At 58.8% G+C, this 22,521-nt stretch carries 23 protein-coding genes; 6 read left to right on the forward strand and 17 right to left on the reverse strand.

What is annotated here, in order from left to right:
- Positions 1–90 precede the first annotated feature (90 nt).
- The gene (gene aceK / locus AC07O1_RS21375) at positions 91–1,812 is read right to left on the reverse strand and encodes a bifunctional isocitrate dehydrogenase kinase/phosphatase (RefSeq protein ID WP_495090023.1); all 1,722 of its coding nucleotides are present in this window, start codon (positions 1,810–1,812) and stop codon (positions 91–93) included.
- 129 nt (positions 1,813–1,941) lie between these two features.
- Here aceK and AC07O1_RS21380 point away from each other — a divergent pair, with 129 nt between their 5' ends.
- Positions 1,942–2,850: a DMT family transporter gene (locus tag AC07O1_RS21380; RefSeq protein WP_494994616.1), complete on the forward strand. Its 909-nt coding sequence runs from the start codon at positions 1,942–1,944 to the stop codon at positions 2,848–2,850.
- A 35-nt stretch (positions 2,851–2,885) separates the two neighbouring features.
- Here AC07O1_RS21380 and AC07O1_RS21385 read toward each other — a convergent pair whose 3' ends face one another.
- From AC07O1_RS21385 to pap, 3 genes are all read right to left on the reverse strand, one after another.
- Positions 2,886–3,845: a DMT family transporter gene (locus AC07O1_RS21385; protein WP_495090024.1), complete on the reverse strand. Its 960-nt coding sequence runs from the start codon at positions 3,843–3,845 to the stop codon at positions 2,886–2,888.
- Between the two features lie 244 nt (positions 3,846–4,089).
- Positions 4,090–5,274 carry a thiolase family protein gene (locus tag AC07O1_RS21390; protein ID WP_495090025.1) on the reverse strand — a complete coding sequence of 395 codons (1,185 nt, stop codon included), beginning with the start codon at positions 5,272–5,274 and terminating at the stop codon, positions 4,090–4,092.
- Positions 5,275–5,373: 99 nt separating this feature from the next.
- Positions 5,374–6,897, reverse strand: a complete 1,524-nt coding sequence (gene pap, locus AC07O1_RS21395) for a polyphosphate:AMP phosphotransferase (RefSeq protein ID WP_495090026.1) — start codon at positions 6,895–6,897, stop codon at positions 5,374–5,376.
- A gap of 140 nt (positions 6,898–7,037) precedes the next feature.
- Between pap and mnmC the strand changes: the two genes are divergently transcribed.
- Positions 7,038–9,020, forward strand: a complete 1,983-nt coding sequence (gene mnmC, locus AC07O1_RS21400; protein ID WP_495090027.1) for a bifunctional tRNA (5-methylaminomethyl-2-thiouridine)(34)-methyltransferase MnmC2/FAD-dependent 5-carboxymethylaminomethyl-2-thiouridine(34) oxidoreductase MnmC1 — start codon at positions 7,038–7,040, stop codon at positions 9,018–9,020.
- Positions 9,021–9,132: 112 nt separating this feature from the next.
- Positions 9,133–9,360 carry a YheU family protein gene (locus AC07O1_RS21405; RefSeq protein WP_419114996.1) on the forward strand — a complete coding sequence of 76 codons (228 nt, stop codon included), beginning with the start codon at positions 9,133–9,135 and terminating at the stop codon, positions 9,358–9,360.
- Positions 9,361–9,402: 42 nt separating this feature from the next.
- Here AC07O1_RS21405 and AC07O1_RS21410 read toward each other — a convergent pair whose 3' ends face one another.
- The 4 genes from AC07O1_RS21410 to speE form a co-directional block, all read right to left on the reverse strand.
- Positions 9,403–9,735 carry a YnfA family protein gene (locus AC07O1_RS21410; RefSeq protein WP_494994611.1) on the reverse strand — a complete coding sequence of 111 codons (333 nt, stop codon included), beginning with the start codon at positions 9,733–9,735 and terminating at the stop codon, positions 9,403–9,405.
- Between the two features lie 64 nt (positions 9,736–9,799).
- On the reverse strand, positions 9,800–10,615 hold the full coding sequence (locus AC07O1_RS21415; protein ID WP_495090028.1) for an SDR family oxidoreductase: 816 nt from the start codon (positions 10,613–10,615) through the stop codon (positions 9,800–9,802).
- A 324-nt stretch (positions 10,616–10,939) separates the two neighbouring features.
- Positions 10,940–13,027 carry an LTA synthase family protein gene (locus AC07O1_RS21420; protein ID WP_495090029.1) on the reverse strand — a complete coding sequence of 696 codons (2,088 nt, stop codon included), beginning with the start codon at positions 13,025–13,027 and terminating at the stop codon, positions 10,940–10,942.
- Positions 13,028–13,343: 316 nt separating this feature from the next.
- Positions 13,344–14,219 (reverse strand): polyamine aminopropyltransferase, encoded by an 876-nt coding sequence (gene speE / locus AC07O1_RS21425; RefSeq protein ID WP_495090030.1) that lies wholly within the window; start codon positions 14,217–14,219, stop codon positions 13,344–13,346.
- Positions 14,220–14,397: 178 nt separating this feature from the next.
- Here speE and AC07O1_RS21430 point away from each other — a divergent pair, with 178 nt between their 5' ends.
- Positions 14,398–14,871, forward strand: a complete 474-nt coding sequence (locus AC07O1_RS21430; RefSeq protein WP_495090031.1) for a methylated-DNA--[protein]-cysteine S-methyltransferase — start codon at positions 14,398–14,400, stop codon at positions 14,869–14,871.
- Between the two features lie 51 nt (positions 14,872–14,922).
- Here AC07O1_RS21430 and AC07O1_RS21435 read toward each other — a convergent pair whose 3' ends face one another.
- The 4 genes from AC07O1_RS21435 to AC07O1_RS21450 form a co-directional block, all read right to left on the reverse strand.
- The gene (locus AC07O1_RS21435; protein ID WP_495090032.1) at positions 14,923–15,111 is read right to left on the reverse strand and encodes a PLDc N-terminal domain-containing protein; all 189 of its coding nucleotides are present in this window, start codon (positions 15,109–15,111) and stop codon (positions 14,923–14,925) included.
- 71 nt (positions 15,112–15,182) lie between these two features.
- On the reverse strand, positions 15,183–15,713 hold the full coding sequence (locus tag AC07O1_RS21440; RefSeq protein WP_494994605.1) for a hypothetical protein: 531 nt from the start codon (positions 15,711–15,713) through the stop codon (positions 15,183–15,185).
- Between the two features lie 105 nt (positions 15,714–15,818).
- Positions 15,819–16,337 carry an ankyrin repeat domain-containing protein gene (locus AC07O1_RS21445; protein WP_494994604.1) on the reverse strand — a complete coding sequence of 173 codons (519 nt, stop codon included), beginning with the start codon at positions 16,335–16,337 and terminating at the stop codon, positions 15,819–15,821.
- Positions 16,338–16,430: 93 nt separating this feature from the next.
- Positions 16,431–16,634 (reverse strand): hypothetical protein, encoded by a 204-nt coding sequence (locus tag AC07O1_RS21450; RefSeq protein ID WP_495090033.1) that lies wholly within the window; start codon positions 16,632–16,634, stop codon positions 16,431–16,433.
- A gap of 139 nt (positions 16,635–16,773) precedes the next feature.
- On the opposite strand from AC07O1_RS21450, the gene AC07O1_RS21455 reads away from it, so the two are divergent.
- Positions 16,774–17,052, forward strand: a complete 279-nt coding sequence (locus AC07O1_RS21455) for a DUF3509 domain-containing protein (protein WP_495090034.1) — start codon at positions 16,774–16,776, stop codon at positions 17,050–17,052.
- 98 nt (positions 17,053–17,150) lie between these two features.
- Here the strand turns inward: AC07O1_RS21455 and mtnC are convergent, their stop codons facing one another.
- The 5 genes from mtnC to aroC all read right to left on the reverse strand — a co-directional run bounded on the left by mtnC (position 17,151) and on the right by aroC (position 21,379).
- The gene (mtnC, locus tag AC07O1_RS21460) at positions 17,151–17,834 is read right to left on the reverse strand and encodes an acireductone synthase (RefSeq protein ID WP_495090035.1); all 684 of its coding nucleotides are present in this window, start codon (positions 17,832–17,834) and stop codon (positions 17,151–17,153) included.
- A gap of 4 nt (positions 17,835–17,838) precedes the next feature.
- The gene (locus AC07O1_RS21465; protein ID WP_495024385.1) at positions 17,839–18,384 is read right to left on the reverse strand and encodes a 1,2-dihydroxy-3-keto-5-methylthiopentene dioxygenase; all 546 of its coding nucleotides are present in this window, start codon (positions 18,382–18,384) and stop codon (positions 17,839–17,841) included.
- 100 nt (positions 18,385–18,484) lie between these two features.
- Positions 18,485–19,105, reverse strand: a complete 621-nt coding sequence (locus tag AC07O1_RS21470) for a methylthioribulose 1-phosphate dehydratase (protein WP_494994599.1) — start codon at positions 19,103–19,105, stop codon at positions 18,485–18,487.
- Complete coding sequence (locus AC07O1_RS21475) at positions 19,102–20,247, reverse strand: MFS transporter (protein ID WP_495090036.1); 1,146 nt, start codon at positions 20,245–20,247, stop codon at positions 19,102–19,104. Before AC07O1_RS21475 ends, AC07O1_RS21470 begins: the two co-directional genes overlap by 4 nt.
- A 40-nt stretch (positions 20,248–20,287) precedes the next feature.
- Positions 20,288–21,379 carry a chorismate synthase gene (gene aroC, locus AC07O1_RS21480; protein ID WP_495090037.1) on the reverse strand — a complete coding sequence of 364 codons (1,092 nt, stop codon included), beginning with the start codon at positions 21,377–21,379 and terminating at the stop codon, positions 20,288–20,290.
- A gap of 82 nt (positions 21,380–21,461) precedes the next feature.
- Between aroC and AC07O1_RS21485 the strand changes: the two genes are divergently transcribed.
- Positions 21,462–22,460, forward strand: a complete 999-nt coding sequence (locus tag AC07O1_RS21485; protein WP_495090062.1) for an alpha/beta hydrolase — start codon at positions 21,462–21,464, stop codon at positions 22,458–22,460.
- The last annotated feature ends 61 nt before the right edge of the window (positions 22,461–22,521 follow it).

The following is a 22,521-nucleotide window of genomic DNA, read 5'->3' on the forward strand; positions in this document are numbered from 1 at the left end:
TCCACGTGGGAATGCAGCCCGGGACGCTCCGCGTCCCAAGAGCGTCCATTGAGGCATTCCCACGCGGAGCATGGGAACGATCTGATGGGGCTATTCGTTATCCAGCGCCTTGCGCCGATAGGGGAACACGTCGATCACCTTGCCGGCGCGAATGTCCGCTTGCAGGCCTTTCCAGTAATCGGCGTTGTACAGCTCGCCATGCAGTTGATCAAACAACCGTCGCTGCCCGGAATCGGCGAACAGGAACGGTGGGAACTCTTCCGGAAACACATCCAGCGGCCCGATCGAGTACCACGGTTCCGAGGCCATTTCATCTTCCGGCGTGCGTGGGGCCGGAATGTGGCGGAAGTTGGCTTCAGTCAGAAAACAGATTTCGTCGTAGTCATAGAACACCACGCGGCCGTGACGGGTAACGCCGAAGTTCTTCAGCAGCATGTCGCCGGGGAAGATATTAGCCGCCGCCAATTGTTTGATCGCCAGGCCGTAATCTTCCAGCGCCTCGCGAACCTGCGCTTCGTTGGCATTTTCCAGATAGAGGTTCAACGGCGTCATGCGTCGCTCGGTCCAGCAGTGACGGATAAGCACTGTGTCGCCATGGACCTCCACCGTTTTGGCCGCCACTTCCAGCAATTCTGCCAGGCAGGCCGGGTCGAACTTGCTCAGCGGAAAACGGAAATCGGCAAACTCCTGGGTATCGGCCATGCGCCCTACCCGGTCGACGCTTTTCACCAGACGATACTTCTCGATCACCGTCGCGCGGTCGACGTTCTTCGATGGCGAGAATCGGTCCTTGATGATTTTGAATACGGTGTTGAACCCCGGCAGGGTAAACACGCTCATGACCATGCCGCGCACACCCGGGGCCATGATGAACTGATCGTCGGTGTTGGCCAGGTGATTGATCAGTGAGCGATAGAATTCGGACTTGCCGTGCTTGTAGAAACCGATCGAGGTGTAGAGCTCGGCGATGTTCTTGCCCGGCAGGATGCGCTTGAGGAAGCCAATGAACTCGGCTGGCACCGGCACATCGACCATGAAATACGAACGGGTAAAGGAAAAGATGATCGACACATCGGCTTCATCGGTGATCAGCGCATCGATCTGAATCCCGTGGCCTTCACGGTGCAGCAGCGCAATCACCAACGGCCATTGGTCATCCTGGGTGTAGATGCGCCCCACCAGATACGCGCCCTTGTTGCGGTACAGCACCGAGGAAAACAGCTCGACGCTCAGCTGCGGGTCCTTGCAGACCCAGTCCGGCAGGTTCTCGCGCAACTGGGCTTCGTGCCGACGCAGGTCGCCAGGCAAATCGGCATAGGCCTCGCTGAAGCTGAAGTCGCCGAAGATCTGCTCGAGCATGCTCGACAGTTCGCCCTCAGGCTTATAAGTACGGGTTTGCGCAGCACGGGCCCGGCGCAGGCTTGGCCGCGTGGTATGGATGAACATGCAGCCGTCGCTGATCAGGTCATGGCTGAACAGTCCGCAGAAGGTCGAGTTGTACCAGGTCTCGGACAGCTCATCGTCAAAGCGCAGGTCGATCAGGCTGATGTAAGCGCTTTTCACCAGCGGCCAGAACGTGACATCCAGCAGCGCCTCGGCATCGAAGGCCTCATGCAGCCGACCGACTACTTCACTGACTTTCGCTTCATAGAGGTTGATCCGCCCCGCTGAGGCGATCTGCGCCTCCTGCCATTGCGCCTGCTCGAAACGCGCCCGGGCACCGTCGGTGATCTGGCGGAAATGCTCGCGGTAATCGTCGAAGCCATCGAGGATCATTCGGGCGATGTCGCCGGCTGGCCATTGCTGCGGCATAGAAAGACCTCTGGGAATGTTTCTTATCGTTGGAAGCTGAGCTTAGAGGCCAATTGTTACGCAAAGCAACCATTGCCATGCATCGCACCTGCGGCGACACTTGCGCGCCAATTCAGTAAGGAACAAGCCGTGAACCCCGTCGATATACTGCGCTTGCTGCTGCTTGCCGCCATCTGGGGCGCAAGTTTTCTGTTCATGCGCATCATCGCCCCAGTGATTGGCACAATCCCCACTGCCTTTTTCCGCGTATCGATTGCCGCCACCGGGTTGCTGGTGATCCTGGCGCTGATGCGCGTCAGTTGGGATTTTCGCGGCAAGTTCAAGACCGTGCTGTTGCTCGGGGTGATTAACTCGGGGATTCCGGCAACGATGTATTCGGTAGCCGCGCAAGTGCTGCCGGCCGGTTACTCGGCGATTTTCAATGCAACGACGCCGCTGATGGGCGTGTTGATTGGTGGTGTGTTCTTCAGCGAAAAGCTCACCCCGGCGAAGATTGCCGGTGTCTGCCTTGGGCTGTTCGGGGTCGGCATTCTGACCCGTGCAGGTCCCGTGGCCTTCGACATGGAACTGCTGATGGGCGCCCTTGCCTGCCTCCTCGCGACCACCTGTTACGGCTTCGCCGGTTTCCTCGCCCGTCGCTGGCTCGATCAGCAAGGCGGGCTCGACAGTCGTCTCTCGGCGTTGGGCAGCATGCTTGGCGCGACGCTGTTCCTGTTGCCGCTGTTCGGTTACAGCGCCATCAGCCAGCCACCGGCAAGCTGGGGGGGCTGGAGTGTCTGGTTGTCGCTGCTGGGGTTGGGGCTGGTCTGCACAGCCTTTGCCTACATCCTGTACTTCCGCTTGCTCAGCTCGATTGGCCCGGTCAAATCAATGACCGTGACCTTCATGATCCCGCCCTTCGGCGTGTTGTGGGGCGCGCTGTTCCTCGATGAACCATTGTCCATGGCCCATCTGTATGGCGGGGTGTTGATCGCCGCGGCATTGTGGCTGGTGCTCAAGCCGACGGTGGTGAAGGTATCGAAGGTGGCTGTACGGTAGAGAGCAGCCTCGCCACAGGAAATGCGCTGAATCAATCACCCCGCCGCCATCCGCACCCGCCGGGCCTTTAGCCCGGCCATCAACGATGGCCCGAGGGCTACCAGTGCCGAGCCAAACACCACCAGCACTGCACCACCATAACCCAGACCATTGATTTGCTCGGCATACACATATTCAGGCCAGAGCCTGGCAGCCAGTGCCACCGCAGCGAAGGTCACCAGCGGCGTGATCGCCAGCGTCGCACTGACCCGAGAGGCCTCCCAATGCGCCAAAGCTTCGGCAAATGCGCCATAGGCGATCAGCGTATTCAAACAGCAACCGAGCAGCAGCCAGCCTTGCAGCGGGCTCAGTTGCAGCGCCTCCAGCGGATGCACCCACGGCATCAGCAATAACGCGCAAAACAGGTAGATCACCATCATGATCTGGAAAGAATTCCACACCGTGAGCAATTGCTTCTGACCCAGGGCATAAAAGGTCCAGACCGCCGACGCCGCCAGAACCAGCAAGACGCCAGCGGTGTATTCACTCAAAGACGTCAGCAGTTCACTCAAACGCTGATTGAAAAACAGCCCGAAGCCGATCAATAGCACCAGCAGTCCAATGCCTTGCCCAAGGCTGAAGCGCTCCTTGAAAACAAACAGGCTGGCGATCAGCAGCAGGATCGGCCCCATCTGCACCACCAACTGCGCGGTACCGGAACTGAGCAGATTCAGGCCCATCAGGTACAGCACGTAGTTGCCCACAAGCCCCAGGACCGCCATCAACAACAGCCAGCCGCCCCGTGGGCCGAGCACTCGCAAGCTTGGCAAACGCTTGACTGCAGCCAGATAAATGAACAGAAAACCACCGGACACCATCAGTCGATACCAGGTCACCGTGACCGGGTCCATCACCAGCAGCACTTGCTTGAGTTTGATCGGCAAGATCCCCCACAGCAGCGCGGTCAGCGAGGCGAGGAACAATCCATAAACCCAGCGACCGGACGAAATGTGCATGGAGCCCCCAAAACCAGACCGCGAGAAAATCATTCTAGGCCTGGATCGCCCCGCCACACAGTTACAGTTTGGAACCGGCCGCTAATGAGACTGTACAGGTCGCAACCTGAAGTTGGCGATATGCCACCAATGTCCCCGCGAAGGCGATCTGCACAGCGACAGAGAAGTTGAAGCGGACGCAGAGGGTCCAGCGCGGCATTCCTTTGCTGCGCGTGGGAACGATCATCTGGCCCGCATTTCTGGTTTAACGCACCGCTTCAAACAACCCTGTCGCGCCCATCCCGCCACCGACGCACATGGTCACGATGCCGTAACGCAGGTTGCGCCGTTGCAGCTCGCGCACCAGGTGCCCGACCTGGCGCGAACCGGTCATGCCGAACGGGTGGCCGATGGAGATCGAGCCGCCGTTGACGTTGTATTTATCGTTATCGATTTCCAGCCGATTGCGGCTGTACAGGCACTGCGAGGCGAAGGCTTCATTGAGCTCCCAGAGGTCGATATCGGCCACCTGCAAACCCTTGAGCTTGAGCAATTTGGGCACCGAAAACACCGGGCCGATGCCCATCTCGTCCGGCTCACAACCGGCGACGGCGAAACCACGAAAGAACGCACGGGGTTTGAGGCCCAGTTCCAGGGCTTTTTCCAGGCTCATCACCAGGGTCATCGACGCGCCATCGGACAGCTGCGAGGAGTTGCCCGCGGTCACCGAGCCGTCTTCGGCAAACACCGGCTTCAACCCGGCCAGACTTTGCAAGGTAGTATCAGGGCGATTGCAGTCATCACGGTCGACGATACCTTCCAGGATCTGCACCTGGCCGGTGGTTTTGTCTTCGACTGCGTATTTCACCGCCATTGGCACGATTTCATCGCAGAACAGCCCGGCGGCCTGGGCCTGAGCGGTGCGTTGCTGACTTTGCAGGGCGTAGAGGTCCTGCTCTTCACGGCTGACGTCATAGCGGCGGGCGACGATTTCGGCGGTCTGGCCCATGGGAAAATAAATACCCGGCACCTGCTCCTTGAGTAACGGGTTGATCAGATTGTCGGTGTTGACGCGGTTCATGGTCAGGCTGATGGACTCCACGCCACCGGCGATGATGATGTCGCTGCAACCGGAGGCAATCTGGTTGGCGGCAATGGCAATCGCCTGCATACCCGAAGAGCAAAAACGGTTGAGGGTCATGCCTGCCGTGCCGGTGCCCAGTTTCGATAACACCGCGACATTGCGGCCGATGTTGAAACCCTGGGCCGCTTCGTTGGAACCGGCGCCAACGATGCAATCCTCGACACTGGCCGGGTCGATGCCATTGCGGGTCAGCAGCGCATTGACGCAATGGGCAGCCATGTCATCAGGACGAGTCTGGTTGAACTTGCCACGAAAGGATTTGGCCAGGCCAGTCCGCACGCTATCGACGATCACCACTTCACGCATGGCATACCTCATTGTTGTCGGTCAGGGATGGAATCAGCATAAATCCACCCTATTACCGACTGCGACAATCATTCACCTCGCGTATGCGCAACCATCGGCTTACTTGTTGTCCTTTTTCGCCTTCCTGTCGTGTTTGTCGGACTTCTCGAAGGCCTCCTCCAGCGCCCGATTGATGGTGCGCAACACCTTGACCCGGGCCCAGCGTTTGTCGTTGGCCTCCACCAGCGTCCAGGGTGAAATCTCGGTGCTGGTACGGTCGACCATGTCACAGACGGCGACGCGGTAGTCATCCCATTTTTCGCGGTTGCGCCAGTCGTCCTCGGTGATCTTGAAGCGTTTGAAGGGAATTTCTTCGCGGTCCTGGAAACGCTCCAGCTGGGTTTGTTTGTCGATGGCCAGCCAGAACTTCACCACGATCACGCCGGAATCACTGATCTGCTCTTCGAAGTCATTGATCTCGGCATAAGCGCGCATCCAGTCGGCACGGCTGCAATAGCCTTCGATCCGCTCCACCAGCACCCGGCCATACCAGGAGCGGTCGAACACGGTGAATTTTCCCCGCGCCGGAATATGCCGCCAGAACCGCCAGAGATACGGTTGAGCGCGTTCTTCTTCTGTCGGTGCGGCGATCGGCACGATGCTGTATTGACGCGGATCGAGGGCCGCCGCCACTCGCCGGATCGCCCCGCCCTTGCCCGCCGCATCATTGCCCTCGAACACCGCCACCAGCGCGTGTCTGCGCATGCGTTTGTCACGCATCAAACCAGAGAACCGCGCCTGCTCGGTGATCAGTTGCTCTTCGTAGTCGTCCTTATCCAGGTTCAGGGTCATGTCCAGGCTGCCGAGCAGACTCAGCTGATCGACGCTACCCGTCAGTGGCGCGGCGTTCACCGTATCCGGTTTGACCTTGGGTCGGCGCAGGGCGCTTTGCAGACCTTCGAGCAGGATCTTGCCTACCGTCAGGCTACGATAATGCGCGTCGACACCTTCGATCACATGCCAGGGCGCGTAATCACGGCTGGTGCGACGCAGCACCCGTTCGCCGAAGCGCACAAACCTGTCGTAGGTTTGCGATTGCTGCCAGTCCAGCGGGCTGATACGCCAGCTGTGCAGCGGATCATCCTGCAAGACCTTGAGGCGGGTTTTCATCTGTTTCCTGGACAGGTGAAACCAGAACTTGAAGATCAGCGCGCCTTCATCGCAGAGCATTTTTTCAAACCGCTCGGCCTGGTTGATCGCCTGGTCCAGCACCGCGTCCTTGAACAGGCCATGAACCCGGCCCTGCAACATCTGGCTGTACCAGTTGCCAAAGAAAATCCCCATCCGCCCCTTGGCCGGCAGCATCCGCCAGTAGCGCCAGGCCGGTGGGCGGGCCAGCTCTTCATCGGTCTGCTGATCGAACGTGCGAACCTCGATAAACCGCGGGTCCATCCATTCGTTGAGCAATTTGACCGTCTCGCCCTTGCCAGCGCCTTCGATGCCGTTGATCAACACGATGACCGGGAAGCGCCCTTGCTGTCGCAGTTCGAACTGGGCTTCGATCAAGGCTTCACGCAGGGCCGGCACTTCGGCCTCAAAGGTTTCTTTGTCGATGGCGTGACCGATTTCAGCGGATTCGAACATGGGGCGGCTCCCTTCCAGGTTTGAGCAAGACTAGCGGATTGGGCAGCGCTTTGTCTGAGCAATGCAGCAGGCGCTGCCATGGACCGATTCCGGGTGCAGCGATCAGCTAGAATGGCCACCTTGCCGTTGCCGAGCCAAACATGACCACTGAAATGTCCCACGCCCAGATTGACTGGGACGACCAAGGCCGTCCGCGCTCGCGCGTGTTTGACGACGTGTATTTCTCCGATCAGTCGGGCCTTGAAGAAACCCGCTATGTGTTCATCGAACAGAATCGCTTGAGCGAGCGCTTTGCCGCATTACCGGCCGATGGGCGACTGGTGATCGGGGAAACCGGTTTCGGCACCGGGCTGAATTTTCTCTGCGCCTGGCAGTTGTTCGAGCAACAGGCTGTGGCCGGTGCGCGGCTGCATTTCGTCAGCGTGGAGAAATACCCGCTCAGCCACCCCGACCTGCAACGCGCCCTTGCCCTTTGGCCTGGGCTCAAGCTTTTTGCCGATCAGCTCCTGGAGCAATATGTCGCTATCCATCAGGGCTTCCAGCGCCTGGTGCTCGGTGGCGGGCGCGTGACCCTGACCTTGCTGATCGGTGATGCGCTGGAGCAACTGCCACAACTTGACGCACAGATCGATGCCTGGTTTCTCGACGGCTTCGCCCCGGCGAAGAACCCGGACATGTGGACCCCCGAACTGTTTGCCGAACTCGCCCGGCTGGCCGCGCCTGGCTCGACCATCAGCACCTTTACCAGCACCGGCTGGGTACGACGCCTGCTCAATGCGGCCGGTTTCAAAATGCGCCGCACACCGGGCATCGGTCACAAATGGGAAATCCTGCGGGGCGAATTCCTCGGCTGGCCGCAAGACGTGCCTCTGCCTGCCGCTGGCAAGCCGTGGTTCGCCCGTCCTGACCCGCTCGTTAGCGAACGTCGAGCCTTGGTCATCGGTGGCGGACTGGCCGGTTGCGCCAGCGCTGCGAGCCTTGCTGCGCGCGGCTGGCACGTCAGCCTGCTGGAGCGCCATGGCGAGCTGGCCCAGGAAGCCTCAGGCAATCCGCAAGGGGTGCTGTACCTGAAACTGTCGGCGCACGGCACGGCATTGTCACAGTTGATCGTCAGTGGTTTCGGCTACACCCGACGCCTGCTCGAACACCTGCATCGCGGTATCGATTGGGACGGCTGCGGTGTGCTGCAACTGGCCTTCAACGTCAAGGAAGCAGAGCGCCAGGCGCAGCTTGCGGCCGCTTTTTCTCCGGACCTGTTACACCTGCTGGATCAGCCGCAAGCGCAAGCTCAGGCGGGTATTGGTCTTGAGCATGGTGGCCTGTTTTTCCCCGAAGGCGGGTGGGTTCACCCACCCGCTTTGTGTCAGTGGCAAGCGACGCACCCGACGATTGAATTGCTGACGCATCACGATGCGTTGGAACTGCGCAAGATCGATGATCAATGGCAAGCCTGGAGCGGTTCAACATTGTTGGCTTCAGCCCCGGTGGTGATTTTGGCCGGTGCTGCCGAGATCAAGCGCTTCCCGGCAAGCAGCCAACTGCCGCTCAAACGTATTCGCGGACAGATCACCCGCCTGGCACAAACGTCAGAAAGCGCGAGCCTGGCAACTGTGGTCTGCGCCGAAGGTTATGTCGCCCCTGCCCGGCTGGGCGAGCACACCCTGGGCGCCAGCTTCGATTTCAAGAGCGATGACCTGACCCCGACCACAGCCGAGCACGCGGGTAATCTGGAGCTACTCAAAGAGATATCGAGCGATCTGGTTGAGCGCTTGCACGCTGCGCAACTGGACCCCGGGCAGCTTCAGGGCCGCGCGGCCTTTCGCTGCACCAGCCCCGATTATTTACCCATCGTCGGTCCATTGGCCGATCACCAGGCCTTTGCTCAAACCTACGCCGCGTTGAGCAAGGACGCCCGGCAAGTGCCCGACATCCGTTGCCCCTGGCTGGACGGTTTGTACGTTAACAGCGGCCATGGCTCTCGCGGGTTGATCACCGCCCCATTGTCTGGGGAGTTACTGGCGGCGTGGCTGACCAACGAACCGCTGCCGCTGCCCAGAAGCGTGGCCGAGGCCTGTCACCCGAATCGCTTTGCCTTGCGCACACTGATTCGCGGCAAGGCCTGATGCGCGACGGTACGCAATGGAAAGCGCAATGAGCCGATCAACACAGTTGCGCCTACTGGCCGCGCGGCCCCAAGCCCAGTAGCATCTCCAGGATTGTTTACCTGAGGTACCTATGCTGATTCCCTACGACCAACTTGAAGTCGACACCCTGACCCGCCTGATCGAAGACTTCGTCACCCGTGACGGCACCGACAATGGCGATGAAACTCCGCTGGAAACCCGCGTGCTACGGGTTCGCCAGGCGTTGACCAAAGGTCAGGCGCTGATTGTCTTTGATCCGGACAGCCAGCAATGCCAATTGATGCTCAAGCACGATGTACCCAAAGAACTGTTTGATTGAGGCTGTCTGCTGCGATTGATCTGCCTCGTTCGCGGGAAGGTTTCAGACGCTGGAAAAGCGGGGGCCAAACAGAATAATGCTCGCACCGATCACGCAAAGGGCAACGCCCAGCCAGTCTGAACTCAAGGGACGAACCCGCTCGACCACGCCAAGCCAGCCGATGGACGCAATGATGTAAATACCGCCGTAAGCCGCGTAGGCGCGGCCGGCGTAGTTCGCTTCAACCTTGGTCAACAGCACCGCAAAGAGCATCAGGCTGAGTAACGCAGGCACAATCCACCAGGCACTTTTACCCTGGCGTAACCACATCCAGAACGCGAAACAGCCGGCGATTTCAAACAGCGCCGCAAGAAAAAACCACAGGTAATTGAGCATGCAACGGTCTCCTCAAGGCTGCCAGAATCGGCAACCCTAACGAGGCAGCTCCCCGTGAGCAAGTTCAGCCGGCGGTTTGTTTGGCCTTGGCGCGCATTTTGTCCGCCATCACGGTCATTTCGTTGTACAGCAACTGCGGGGTCTTCTGCTTCAGCGCCCAGGCCATGCGCCCCTGTTCATGGGGCAGAATCATGAATTCACCCTCGGCGACATGTTGGTAGATGTAGTCGGCGATATCGCTGGCGCTGATCGGAGAGCTTTCCAGCAGTTTGCCGACCTGGGCTTTCATGGCAGGTGTCGGGCCACGGAAGGAATCCAGCAGGTTGGTCTGGAAGAACGACGGGCAAACCACGTGCACAGCGATTTCCTGGTGCGCCAGTTCAATCAACAGGCTTTCGGACAAGGCCACCACGCCGGCCTTGGCCACGTTGTAGTTGCTCATCGCAGGGCCTTGCATCAAGGCTGCCATGGAGGCGATGTTGATGATTTTGCCTTTGCTTTTTTCCAGCAGCGGCAGGAAGGCCTTGCAGCCTTTGACCACCCCCATCAGGTTGATCGCGATCTGCCAGTCCCAGTCTTCGAGGGACAGCTCACTAAAGAAGCCGCCCGAGGCCACGCCTGCGTTATTGACGATGACATCGATGCCGCCCAGCTTCACTTCGCAGGCTTGAGCAAACGCGGTCAATTGGCTGTAGTCGCGCACATCACAACGCTGGATAAAACCGTCGCCTCCGGCTTCACGAACCAGTTTGAGTGTCTCTTGCAAACCCGCCTCGCTGACATCCGACAAGGCTAACTGCCAGCCTTCACGGGCCCAGCGCAGAGCGATTTCGCGACCAAGGCCGGATCCAGCGCCGGTGATCATCATGCGATTTTGCATAGGAAGTTGCCTTGTTGTTCCGGGGAAGATGAGCCGCAGTGTAGCGAAGGACTTTCCTCCATCCACGCACCATCAGAGTGCTGAATGCCCCAGGCAAACCACGGAGCTGTACGACGACAAATTGCGTTGCAGCCAATCGCGGGCAAGCCTTGCTCCTACAGTTTTAACGCGTACTCGTAGGAGCGAGGCTTGCCCGCGATTGAACGATAACGCGGTCTTGCTGAATGAATGCAGCAAGTAAAACAAAAGAAATAAGCCAGGCACCGGAAAACATGTTCAAAAAAAGAGGCCCACATGGGGCCTCTTCCTTATTGAGCCAAACCCTTAGTCCGGGTTGCCGTCGACAACGCCTGCGGTGTTATCGAGCAGGCTCTTGGTAGCGGTCTGCAGGAACGCGTCCAGTTTCTGCTTGAGGCCGGCTTCATCCGGCGAGTTCGGGATCACCTGACCTCCAGGGTTGGCCCCAAGCTTGTACTGCCAGACCTTGGCCGGCATATCCTTGGGTTGTACCAGAATGTGGTCACCGTTGATGATGGCCACCGTCGGTTCGTTACCCGAAGGTTTGATGACACCGATGCCCTTGTCGCCTTCCGGCAGGTTGAGCAAGTCACGCCCCCAGCATTGCTGGCGGAACTCGCCACCGATACGGCCCATGATGGTCGGCACGATATCAATCTGCGTGCCCACGATGTCACTGCGCTTGCCGAACTTCTCCTGGAGGCCCGGAGCGATCATCAGCATTGGCACGTTGAAACGTCCCAGGTCCATCTCGGTGATCTGCTGATCGTTACCAAACCCGTGGTCACCCACAACGACAAACAAGGTTTCTTTGAAATACGGCTCTTTACGCGCTTTTTCGAAGAACTGGCCCAAAGCCCAGTCGGCGTAGCGCATGGCAGTCAAGTGCTCGTTCAATGTGCCGCTGTCCGTAACCTTGTCGACGGGCAAGGGTGTCGGCAACGCATACGGTGTGTGGTTGGACAGGGTTTGCAGCAGTGCGTAGAACGGTTTTTTGCCATCGCGTTTCTTCAGTTCTTCGAGGCCACGATTGAACATGTCCTGATCGGAAACACCCCACGTCGGATCGGAGAACACCGGGTCGATGAAGTCGTTACGACCAATGAAGTTGGTCATGCCCTGATTGCTGAAGAAGCCTGATTGGTTATCCCAGGCAAAGTCGCCGTTATAGACGTACACATCGTCATACTGACGAGTGCTGAGCAATTGAGGCAGACCGGACAGCTTGTGGCTGCCTTCCGGGGTTTGCATCAGGTACTCGAAGCCCGGCAGGTTGGGGAAGCAAGCCATGGTCGCAAACATACCCTGGTGGGTATGGGTACCGTTTGAGAAGAAACGGTCGAACAAAAGGCCTTCTTTCGACAGATTATCGAAGTACGGCGTGATATTGCCGGGACGACCCAGCGCGCCCACCGAATGACCGGCGAAGCTTTCCATCAGAATGACCACGACGTTTTTGATCGGCAGGGTATTTGCCTGCGGCGGCGTAGTATCGCGACGCATGGCGGCAATATCGGCGTCGACCAGCTTGTCGTTGGCCACCAGCAACATGTCGCGCACGGTCTGCTGAGCCAAAGGCTGATCCAGAGTGGCTCTCCAGATATTGGAGCGATCGTCGGACAAACGGCTCTCCGCCGCGGAGATCAGTGTCAACGTTCCGTTGAGGCCCAACTGGTTGGCAAAGTTGGAGTTGGTGGTGTAGGCATCACCCCAACGCAGTGGCGGGCCTTGACGCAAGGTGCCACGGGCAGCCACGACACAAATCAGCATACACACCACGAATACACCGATGCGCACGTACCACGGGGCGATTTGACGCGTGCCGATGCTGCCACCGCTGAACGGGCCACGAGGCCGGGTCGCACGGTCGGCGCCCTTGAACGCCAGGCTCAACAACCAGGTGCCAACGGCCCAGGCCAGCAGATAGCGAACCACCGGGAAGCCGTACCAGAGCATGCTCATCACGGTTTTCGGGTCTTCCTTCACGTACTGGAAGACCAACCCGTTAAGGCGCTGGTGAAACTCGCGGTAGAAGTCCATCTCCATCAGGCCGAGGAACAGCGCAATGCTGGAGGCAATGGTCAGCCAGAAACGGAAGAAACCACGGGCGGCCATGATCCGGACACTGAACAGTGCCAGCAGCAGCGGGATACTGATGTAGACCACCAGACGCACGTCAAAACGCAGGCCGTTGGCAAAGGCTTCGAGGAAGGTCGAGGCCGGGGTGTCGAGGATCATCTCTCGGTTATAAACCAGCAACGCCACGCGCAGCACAGAGAGCATCACCATCATGACCAGGGCGCAGAGTAGCGTATATGCCAGATGCGATTTGACGGTCGGTTGCAGCAAGCGACTTGAAGCTCGCTGCTGACTCAGGGCGTCCGGGATTGCCATGTCGATTCAGAACTCATTGGAAGTTAAAATTTCATAAATGCAGCTGCGCCCTGCCCTCTCATAGCCATTACTTGTACGTATTGGTCGCGGGGTTTTCGCGGTGCGTAAATGGTGCACGATCACTCGCGGCATTGCCATTTATTACTGGCATGCGCTCCCAGCGTGGTGTTTCAAGGCTCTGGAACAGGAGGCTGATGAAGGCTGAGCGCGGAAAACAGCGGGTGCGGATTGTCTTGGAGCGGTTGTGAAAATTTCGTTCAACGCACATCTTGACACATAAAAAAGGGCCTTGCGGCCCTTTCATCAACACTGTTGCTTAGTCATTGCTCGGTTTATTAATCGCCTGTAATACATATTGCGGCAAGGCGAAAGCGCCGATATGAATCTCAGGGTTGTAATAGCGAGTGATGATGCCGCTGCCAGCAAAACGCTGACTCAGAGTCTCGCGGGACAACTTGCGGTAAGCGGTGTTGGTCGCGCCCCAGGCGAAGGTCATCGCGCCGCCGATGTAGGTCGGCACCGCAGCCTGATAGAAGTGCCAGTCCGGGAACAGGCTACGCATACGACCGGCAGTGGTTTGCACTTCGCTCAGTTGCATGAACGGCGTGCCGTTCTGGGTCACCAGGATGCCGCCCTCGTTCAGGCAACGGTGGCACGCCTGATAGAAGTTTTCCGAGAACAGCACTTCGCCCGGACCGATCGGGTCGGTGGAGTCGGAAATGATCACGTCGAACTTCTCTTCAGTGGTCGCGACGAAACGCATGCCGTCGTCGATCACCAGATTCAGGCGTGGATCATTGAACGCGCCCTTGGAGTGATCCGGTAGAAACTCTTTGCACATGTCGACCACGGTACCGTCGATTTCGACCATGGTGATGTGTTCGATGCTGCGGTGCTTGGCTACTTCACGCAGCATGCCGCCATCACCACCACCGATGATCAGCACCCGCTTGGCAGTGCCATGGGCCAGGATCGGTACATGGGTGAGCATCTCGTGGTAGATGAACTCGTCGGCTTCGGTGGTCTGGATCACGCCGTCCAGGGCCATCACGCGACCCATGCGCGGGTTCTCGAAGATCACCAGATGCTGGTGTTCGGTGCGCACTTCGTGCAGCAGTTTTTCCATGCGGAAACGCTGGCCGTAGCCTTCGTAAAGGGTTTCCAGGTACTCGCTGTTCTGGGTGGTGCTCATGGGTAAGTCCCCCGGTAAATGCTGGTGGCAACGGACGGTCACCCGCCCATGCTGGCCAATCGTCGGCACGGGTGTCGGCAATTGACCAAGGAAAGGCGCGCATTCTACGTCGCAGAACATGACAGGTCGAACCTTCTGGCTCTATCTTTGTGCCTGACCTTTACCAAGAGCCAACAAGATGTTTTACCGCTATCACCCAAGCCCGATCGGGCCGCTGCTGCTGGCCGGGGATGAGCAGGGGCTGCGCCAGCTGTACATGGACAACCACCAGTACTGGACGCCGCCGCAGTACTGGTTCGAAGCCGGTAATGAACTCGATACCGTCTGTCGGCAACTGGATGAATATTTCGAGGGTAAGCGTGAGTGTTTCGATGTGCGCCTGGCACTTCAGGGCACGCCGTTCCAGCAAACGGTGTGGCAGGCCTTGCAGCGAATCCCCTACGGCCATACCTGGAGCTACGCCGAGCTGGCGGTGCAGATCGGCAACCCGAAAGCCGTACGTGCGGTCGGCACCGCCAATGGCGCCAACCCAATATCGATCATCATCCCTTGCCATCGGGTGATCGGCAGCAACGGGACCCTCACCGGCTATGGTGGTGGACTGGAACGCAAACAAATGCTTTTGCAACTCGAGGGTGCGTGGCTGATTTGAACCGAAGCGCAGTCGCCGGGCTGGCAAAAAGATCGCAGCCTGCGCCAGCGCCTACATATTGTTGCCCCGTGGCCCGGCGATGGCCCAGATGATCAGACCCAGTACCGGCAGCAAGAAAATCACCATCACCCAGATGATCTTCATCCCGGTATCGACGCCGCTTTTAAGAATGTTGATGATCGCCCAGATATTCAGGACAAGGACTATCAGGCCGACCAGACCATTGAAAGTGGAACCCACGGTGTCGCTCCTAAGTGATGGCTAGCACACTCAGGATAGCCGGGCTTGATAAGGATTCCGTCTGATTATGGTTAGACGTGAATCGCCACTCGTAGTGCTTCAAGGGACGGCGCAGCGTTGATGCCGACTTCGGCGCACAACTCCAGCACCCGTGGCACGTCATTGCCATACACCAGCACCGCCTGAATTTCGTCATCGAGCAATTGGCTGAAGTTCATCAGCACATAACCACCGTTTTCAGGGTTCATGCTGCTCAGCTGGATCTGGATGCGGTTGAGCGCAGTCAACGCCTCGACTTTGGCAAGCTGTTTGGGTTTGATATTGAACGCCACGCCCGGGCCGAACGAAGCGACTATCCCGGCGAACAGGTCCATGTAGGTGTCCGCCTGAAACAACACGGTTTCCGGCAGGCTGCCCACCACGACCCACTCACCCAGCGGGATCGAAAACGTGTCGTCGTAGTTGATGTCCGGATTGGCCGCCAGGAAAGCGTCCGCATCGGCGTAGGCCTGCGCGGCTTCGTCGGCGATCCGCGCCACTTCATCATCACCCATACACCCGGAGCTGATTTTGCTGATGAGTTCAACGAGGGCGGTTTTCATGGGCGAATCCTGTAACGAAGGAAATTTGAGGGCGCGAAGGATAGCGCATTCGGGGGCAAACCTGTGTAGCAGGCTTTGCCAGCTGCTACAGACAACCTTGAACTCTCAGCCCGGCAACTTTTCCAACTGCGCCGTGGTGTCCGCTGCGCCCATGGTTTTTGCGGCGTCCAGCGCGGACACGCCATTGGCATCCCTGGCCTTTGGATCGGCGCCTTTGCTGATCAGGTAGTCGACGATTTGCGTACGGTTGAACATCGCCGCCATCATCAACGCGGTGCGACCGTCAAAGGACGAACCCTCGACCTCGGCGCCACCTTCGACCAGCACTTTGACCACCGGCAGGTCACCTTTGAACGCTGCGCCGGCAATCGGGCTTTGGCCGTTGTCGTTGCGGATCTCCGGATCAGCCTTGTGCTCGAGCAATACCCGCACCGCATCGACGTGCCCGTGATAGCTGGCGAGCATCAGCAAGGTATCGCCCTTGTGATTGCGCAGATTGACCGGCAGGCCTTTGCTCAGCAGCGCCGCGAGCATGGCCGCGTCGCCTTCACGCGCTTTGTTGAACACCTGCTCGGCAAACTCCGCAGCTTCTTCTTCGGTCATCTGGCGGCTTTTGTCTGACATTCGGGACTCCACATTCTGATCGCAAAGCCGATAGTTTCCCGAGCGGCCTCGCGCCTGTCACCCCTTTTTTCTCAAGGCCTGCCATAGTCAGAATCAATAGCGAAACTTGCCGCCTTGAATATCCGCCAGCACCTGCTCGGTCACTAGCACGTAAGTGTCCGATCCCGGCACGCCCCTGATATTTTTTTGCATGAAGCCGACCTCGTTGCGAATCGGCGCACAGCGGTTCAGCGTGTTGCTGCGATCTGAAAATCCCTGCAAACCACGCAGAATGCACGATGCACGATGGCCACTCATGCAAATTGCACGAGGCCGAAATGCCTGTAAAATTATAATCTACTGATTTATATAGTATTTTTTATAGCGACAATACTGGCACAATCAATGCTCCTATCACTTCACGCTTGCCATTCAAGAGCTAACGGAGCTGATAGACATGAACCTTATCCAGGAAAAGTTCTCTTCTTTGTTCTCCGACTTCAACGTCACCACCCAGGCGCGGCCTGACGGCGGTATTGTGCTCACGTTGTGCGACCGCGAAGGTAAACAGCTCAAACGATCCATTTCTTATGCGCAGTTACATGCCGGTGAGCAACTTTCCTGGGTGATCAGCGCAATTCGCCGCGACCTGGCAGAACAGGCCGGCGAACTGCCAAAGATTTCAATGCTGCAAAGCCAACAACGCTTTGCGCTGCCGACCTATTACTCGGCCTGATTCATCACCCGCTTCAACTGTTCAGGTCGTGAAGCCTTCTGGCTTCACGACCTGATTTCATTTTGGGGTCAGTTCAATCGTGCCCCAACCGCTGCGGCTTAGAACCCTGCCGGATCTATTTGCGCGAAACTGTTCACGTTCAGATGCCCGGCCAGTTCACCGCCATTGCGCACCAGACCACACGTGGCCATGCCCGCTTGCTGCGCCGCATCCAACTCCTGGACGATATCGGACAAGAACAGAACGTGCTCGGGCTCGCAGCCAATCGCCTGGCTGATCCGCTGATAGGACTGCGCTTCGCGCTTGGGGCCCGACGTGGTGTCGAAATAGCCACTGAACAACGGCGACAAATCACCGGCTTCGGAGCAACCGAAAATCAGCCGCTGAGCCTGGATAGACCCGGAGGAGTAAACAAACAGTTGATAGCCGTCCTGATGCCAGCGTCCAAGCGCTTCGACCGCATCCGGGTAAACGTGCCCTTTGAGCAGCCCGGCTTGATACCCCTGCTCCCAGACCATCCCTTGCAAGGCTTTGAGTGGCGTCGCCTTACGGTCTTCGGCAATCCAGTTCAAGAGGATCTCGATGACCCGCTCAACGTCTGCCGTCGGTTCACCGCTGTCCTGACGTACTGCCTGCAGTTGCTCAGCCACGTTCGGTTGTTCGGCGTTCTTGCGGACAAACTCCGGAAGGTGCCGGATGGCAAAAGGAAACAGCACCTCAAACACGAAACTCACGGCGCTGGTGGTGCCTTCAATGTCGGTGAGAATGGCTTTGATCGACATCCGCTCAGTCCTCCAGACGTGGGAAGCGATTGGCGATGTCTTCGCCAGTGAATTTGGCCACCCACCCCTCGGGATTGTTGAACAGGCGGATCGCCACAAAGTGCGGGTTCTCGCCCATGTCGAACCAATGCGGCGTACCCGCGGGTACCGAGATCAGATCATTTTTCTCGCAGAGCACGGCGTACACGTAATCGTCGATGTGCAGGGTGAACAAGCCACGCCCGGCGACAAAAAACCGTACCTCGTCCTCGGCATGCCGGTGCTCATCAAGGAACCTGGCACGCAGCTCGGCTTTTTGCGGGTGATCGCTGTTGAGGCTGATGACGTCGACAGTGATGTAACCGCGCTCGGTCATCAACTGATCGATCTGCACCCGATAAGCGGCGATCACTTCGTCCTGGCTCGCACCCGGCTCGATTCGTGTAGCGGCTTGCCAGCGGTCGAAGCGCACGCCCTTCTCGGCCAGGGTCGAAGAAATATCGTCGAAATGGGTCAGAACCTTGTTTGGCAGTTCCGGGCTGGATACGTGGTAAACGGACAGGCTGCTCATGCTGGCAACTCCTCGGTATCAGCATCGCCTTCCGGTTTTTTACAGACCGGTCAGGTGGTGCGTTTCATCAGGCGGTGAGCTACTTCTGAAGAAGTAAGCGTTAACGGTTAAGCACCGAGCGGGTCTTCAACTCACACTCGAACAAAAATTCAAAGGCTTCGATCTGCCGCAGCGCATCACTCATCCGCGCGCCCCAGGTGTACAGGCCATGGCCGCGGATCAGGTAACCCACGCAATCGGGGTGAGCCTCAAGCCAAGGCTGCACCCTGGCGGCCAGGCGAGCAATATCCTGATCGTTATCAAAGATCGGCACCCGCACTCTGGACTCGTGAGTGGAGATGCCACTGAATGCCTTTTGCAGTTCGTAGTCTTCGAACTCGATAAAGTCTTCGACGGTCAGCCGCGACAGTACGGTGGCGTTCACCGAATGCGTATGCAACACCGCGCCGATCTCCGGGCGCCAGCTGTAGAGCTGGGTGTGCAGCAGGGTTTCGGCCGAGGGTTTCTTGCCCGGTTCCAGGCTGTTGCCGGACAGATCGGTGGCCAATACGTCATCGGGCCCCAACTGACCTTTGTGCTTGCCGGAGACGGTCAGCAAGGCTTCGCCGGGCGACAGCCGGGTCGAGTAATTGCTGCTGGTGGCCGGCGACCAGCCGCGACCATAGAGAAAACGCCCGGCTTCGATGATTTCCAGGGCTAGCTGTTCACGGGTAAGGCTCATGGCCTGTCCTCTTGCATACGAGTGGCAATGATAACGGCTGCAGCCAGCGCTGCGAGGCTGGCAATACTAAAGGTCAACGTCGCCCCCAGGGCATTCCAGCTGTAACCGGAATACAACGCGCCCAGTGCGCCGCCAGTGCCGGCCAGCGCGGCATATAGCGCCTGGCCCTGACCTTGCTGACGAGCACCGAAGCTACGTTGCACGAAATGGATGGCAGCCGCATGAAAGCTGCCGAAGGTGGCCGCGTGCAGCACTTGAGCAAACAGCAGCACCCATAAAAACTCAGCGAAGGAGCCCAGCAACAACCAGCGCAACGCGGCCAGCAGGAAACTCGCCATCAGCACGCGACGCACGGAGAACCGCACCAGAATCTTGCTCATGGCCAAAAACATCAGCACTTCGGCGACAACACCCAACGCCCAAAGCATGCCGATCAAGCCACGGGTGTAACCCAGTCGCTCGAGGTGCAGAGTCAGGAAGGTGTAATAAGGTCCATGACTCATCTGCATCAGCCCCACACAGGCATAAAACGCCAATACGCCGGGGCTGCGCAATTGCTTTACAAAACCCTCGCCCGCCAGACGACTGCCCTGGACTGGCTGGGCATTCGGCACCCAGGCGCTGCTGACGACAATCCCGGCCATGATCACCACTATCGCCACCGGATAAATGTCCAGACTCAGCCATTCGAACAAGCGTCCAAGCGCCACCACCGTGATGATGAAGCCGATGGACCCCCATAAGCGGATCTGGCTGTAACGCGAGGTCTGGTCGTTCAAGTGCGCCAGGGTGATGACTTCGAATTGTGGCAACACCGCGTGCCAGAAGAACGCATGCAGGGCCATGACCATCGCCAGCCAGGCGTAGCTCTTGCTGACGAAGATCAGTGAAAAGCTCAGCAACGTGCAGACCGCGCCAAAACGCACGATCGCCAGTCGGCGCCCGGTGTAATCACCGAGCCAGCCCCAGATATTCGGCGCCACGCAGCGCATCAGCATCGGTATTGCCACCAGCTCGCCAATGCGCGCGCTGGAAAAGCCCAGGTGATCGAAATACAACGCCAGAAACGGCGCCGTCGAACCGAGCAAGGCGAAATAGAACAGATAGAAACTGGATAACCGCCAGTACGGCAGCGCCGCCACGGCCGTCAGACCGTGGCGACTGGCTGGGCGCCGCCGGCCATTACAGCTGGCCCAGCACCGGTGTGCTCACGCGCACGTCCGCGTTCTGCCCACGATTGCGCAGCAAGTGGTCCATCAGCACGATGGCCATCATCGCTTCGGCGATCGGCGTGGCACGGATGCCGACGCACGGGTCGTGACGGCCCTTGGTGATGACATCCACCGGATCGCCGTGCACATCAATGGAACGGCCCGGTGTGGTAATGCTCGAAGTCGGCTTGAGGGCCAGGTGCGCAACGATCGGCTGCCCGGAGGAAATCCCGCCCAGAATGCCGCCGGCGTTATTGCTGAGGAACCCTTGTGGGGTCATTTCGTCACGGTGCTCGGTGCCGCGCTGAGCGACGCTGGCGAAACCGGCACCGATTTCCACGCCCTTGACCGCGTTGATGCTCATCAGCGCATGGGCCAGTTCAGCGTCGAGGCGGTCGAAAATCGGCTCGCCCAGACCCGGCATTACGCCCTCGGCGACCACGGTTATCTTCGCACCGATGGAGTCCTGATCACGGCGCAGCTGGTCCATGTAGGCTTCAAGCTCCGGCACTTTGTCCGGATCAGGGCAGAAGAAGGCGTTCTCTTCCACCGAATCCCAGGTCTTGAACGGGATTTCGATCGGCCCCAGCTGACTCATGTAACCGCGAATTACGATGCCCTGGCCGGCCAGGTATTTTTTCGCAATCGCGCCGGCCGCCACGCGCATGGCGGTTTCCCGCGCCGAACTGCGACCGCCGCCGCGATAATCGCGTTCGCCGTATTTATGGTGATAGGTGTAATCAGCATGGGCTGGACGGAACAGATCCTTGATCGCCGAGTAGTCCTTGGACTTCTGGTCGGTGTTGCGGATCAACAGACCAATCGGGCAACCGGTGGTGCGGCCTTCGAAAACCCCTGAGAGGATTTCGACTTCATCGGCTTCCTGGCGCTGGGTAGTGTGGCGGCTGGTGCCGGGCTTGCGCCGATCCAGATCGCGTTGCAGGTCGTCCAGCGACAGCTCAAGGCCCGGCGGGCAGCCGTCGACAATGGCGACCAACGCCGGACCATGGCTTTCGCCAGCGGTGGTGACAGTGAACAGCTTGCCGTAGGTATTGCCGGACATGCAGGGCGCTCCGCGAAATCAGCTCAAAAAACCAAAGGCGCCAGTATACGCAGGCTGCCTCAGTAGTTCATCCTCGAACCTTATCGGTGCCTGCGAGTCCAACCTGCACCTTGTCCATGATGGCGCGATGATGCTGCGAGTTCTTGTCTTGAGCCTTTCCCTGTTTACCGGCCTGGTCCAGGCCTCCGTCCTGCAACGCCCGCTCAGTCTGGACACCGGCAACGGCGAATTGTATGGCTCGATGTTACTGCCAAAATCCGACGCACCGGTGCCTGTGGTGTTGATCATCTCAGGCTCCGGCCCCACCGATCGCGACGGCAACAACCCCGAAGGCGGGCGCAACGACAGCCTCAAACGCCTGGCCTGGGTGCTTGCCAAACACAACATCGCCAGCGTGCGTTACGACAAACGCGGTGTCGCCGCCAGCCTCGCGGCCACCCCCGACGAACGCAATCTGACCCTCGACGACTATGTGGCCGACGCCGTGGCCTGGGGCAAGAAGCTCAAGGCCGATCCACGCCTGGGTAAATTGATTCTCCTCGGACACAGCGAAGGGGCGCTGATCGCCAGCCTCGCAGCGCCTGAAGTGGATGCCGCGGCGGTGATTTCCGTCTCCGGCAGCGCCCGCCCAATCGACCAGGTATTGCGTCAACAATTGAGCTATCGCCTGCCAGCACCGTTGATGCTGCGCAGCAATCAGCTGCTCGACAGTCTCAAGGCCGGGCACGTCGTCGACGACGTGCCAGCACCACTGCTAGTGATTTTCCGCCCCAGCGTACAGCCATATCTGATCACGCTGTTTCGCCAGGACCCGGCGGCGGCCTTCGCCAAACTGAAGATGCCGGCCTTGATCATCCAGGGCAGTAACGACATTCAGGTCGGCGTCGGCGATGCGCAAATGCTCAAGGCGGCCAAACCGGACGCCGAACTGGCACTGATCAGCGGCATGAACCACGTCATGCGCATCGTGCCCAATGATATCAAGCGCCAAATGGCCTCTTACAAAGACCCGCAACTACCGCTGGCTGCGGAGTTGGGCGCGCATATCTTGAGCTTTATTGAAGGACTTCGCGCCAGTTAAGCGCCTTTGCCCCTCCAGTCCTGAAAAAAACGGCCGATAAACCATTGCCGGCAGTTCACTT

The sequence above is a fragment of the Pseudomonas sp. GW821-FHT07G10 genome, assembly GCF_059418545.1.

Excerpts from the sequence above, each read along its gene's own strand:
- AC07O1_RS21445 (WP_494994604.1), bottom strand. The coding sequence starts at position 16,337 with ATGTCAGACAAAAGCCGCCAGATGACCGAAGAAGAAGCTGCGGAGTTT.
- speE (WP_495090030.1), bottom strand. The coding sequence starts at position 14,219 with ATGAGCACCACCCAGAACAGCGAGTACCTGGAAACCCTTTACGAAGGC.
- AC07O1_RS21455 (WP_495090034.1), top strand. The coding sequence starts at position 16,774 with ATGAACCTTATCCAGGAAAAGTTCTCTTCTTTGTTCTCCGACTTCAAC.
- AC07O1_RS21390 (WP_495090025.1), bottom strand. The coding sequence starts at position 5,274 with ATGCGTGAAGTGGTGATCGTCGATAGCGTGCGGACTGGCCTGGCCAAA.
- AC07O1_RS21415 (WP_495090028.1), bottom strand. The coding sequence starts at position 10,615 with ATGCAAAATCGCATGATGATCACCGGCGCTGGATCCGGCCTTGGTCGC.
- pap (WP_495090026.1), bottom strand. The coding sequence starts at position 6,897 with ATGTTCGAATCCGCTGAAATCGGTCACGCCATCGACAAAGAAACCTTT.
- AC07O1_RS21470 (WP_494994599.1), bottom strand. The coding sequence starts at position 19,105 with ATGAGCCTTACCCGTGAACAGCTAGCCCTGGAAATCATCGAAGCCGGG.
- AC07O1_RS21405 (WP_419114996.1), top strand. The coding sequence starts at position 9,133 with ATGCTGATTCCCTACGACCAACTTGAAGTCGACACCCTGACCCGCCTG.
- aceK (WP_495090023.1), bottom strand. The coding sequence starts at position 1,812 with ATGCCGCAGCAATGGCCAGCCGGCGACATCGCCCGAATGATCCTCGAT.
- AC07O1_RS21385 (WP_495090024.1), bottom strand. The coding sequence starts at position 3,845 with ATGCACATTTCGTCCGGTCGCTGGGTTTATGGATTGTTCCTCGCCTCG.
- mtnC (WP_495090035.1), bottom strand. The coding sequence starts at position 17,834 with ATGTCGATCAAAGCCATTCTCACCGACATTGAAGGCACCACCAGCGCC.
- AC07O1_RS21420 (WP_495090029.1), bottom strand. The coding sequence starts at position 13,027 with ATGGCAATCCCGGACGCCCTGAGTCAGCAGCGAGCTTCAAGTCGCTTG.
- AC07O1_RS21410 (WP_494994611.1), bottom strand. The coding sequence starts at position 9,735 with ATGCTCAATTACCTGTGGTTTTTTCTTGCGGCGCTGTTTGAAATCGCC.
- AC07O1_RS21465 (WP_495024385.1), bottom strand. The coding sequence starts at position 18,384 with ATGAGCAGCCTGTCCGTTTACCACGTATCCAGCCCGGAACTGCCAAAC.
- AC07O1_RS21450 (WP_495090033.1), bottom strand. The coding sequence starts at position 16,634 with ATGAGTGGCCATCGTGCATCGTGCATTCTGCGTGGTTTGCAGGGATTT.
- mnmC (WP_495090027.1), top strand. The coding sequence starts at position 7,038 with ATGACCACTGAAATGTCCCACGCCCAGATTGACTGGGACGACCAAGGC.
- aroC (WP_495090037.1), bottom strand. The coding sequence starts at position 21,379 with ATGTCCGGCAATACCTACGGCAAGCTGTTCACTGTCACCACCGCTGGC.
- AC07O1_RS21440 (WP_494994605.1), bottom strand. The coding sequence starts at position 15,713 with ATGAAAACCGCCCTCGTTGAACTCATCAGCAAAATCAGCTCCGGGTGT.
- AC07O1_RS21430 (WP_495090031.1), top strand. The coding sequence starts at position 14,398 with ATGTTTTACCGCTATCACCCAAGCCCGATCGGGCCGCTGCTGCTGGCC.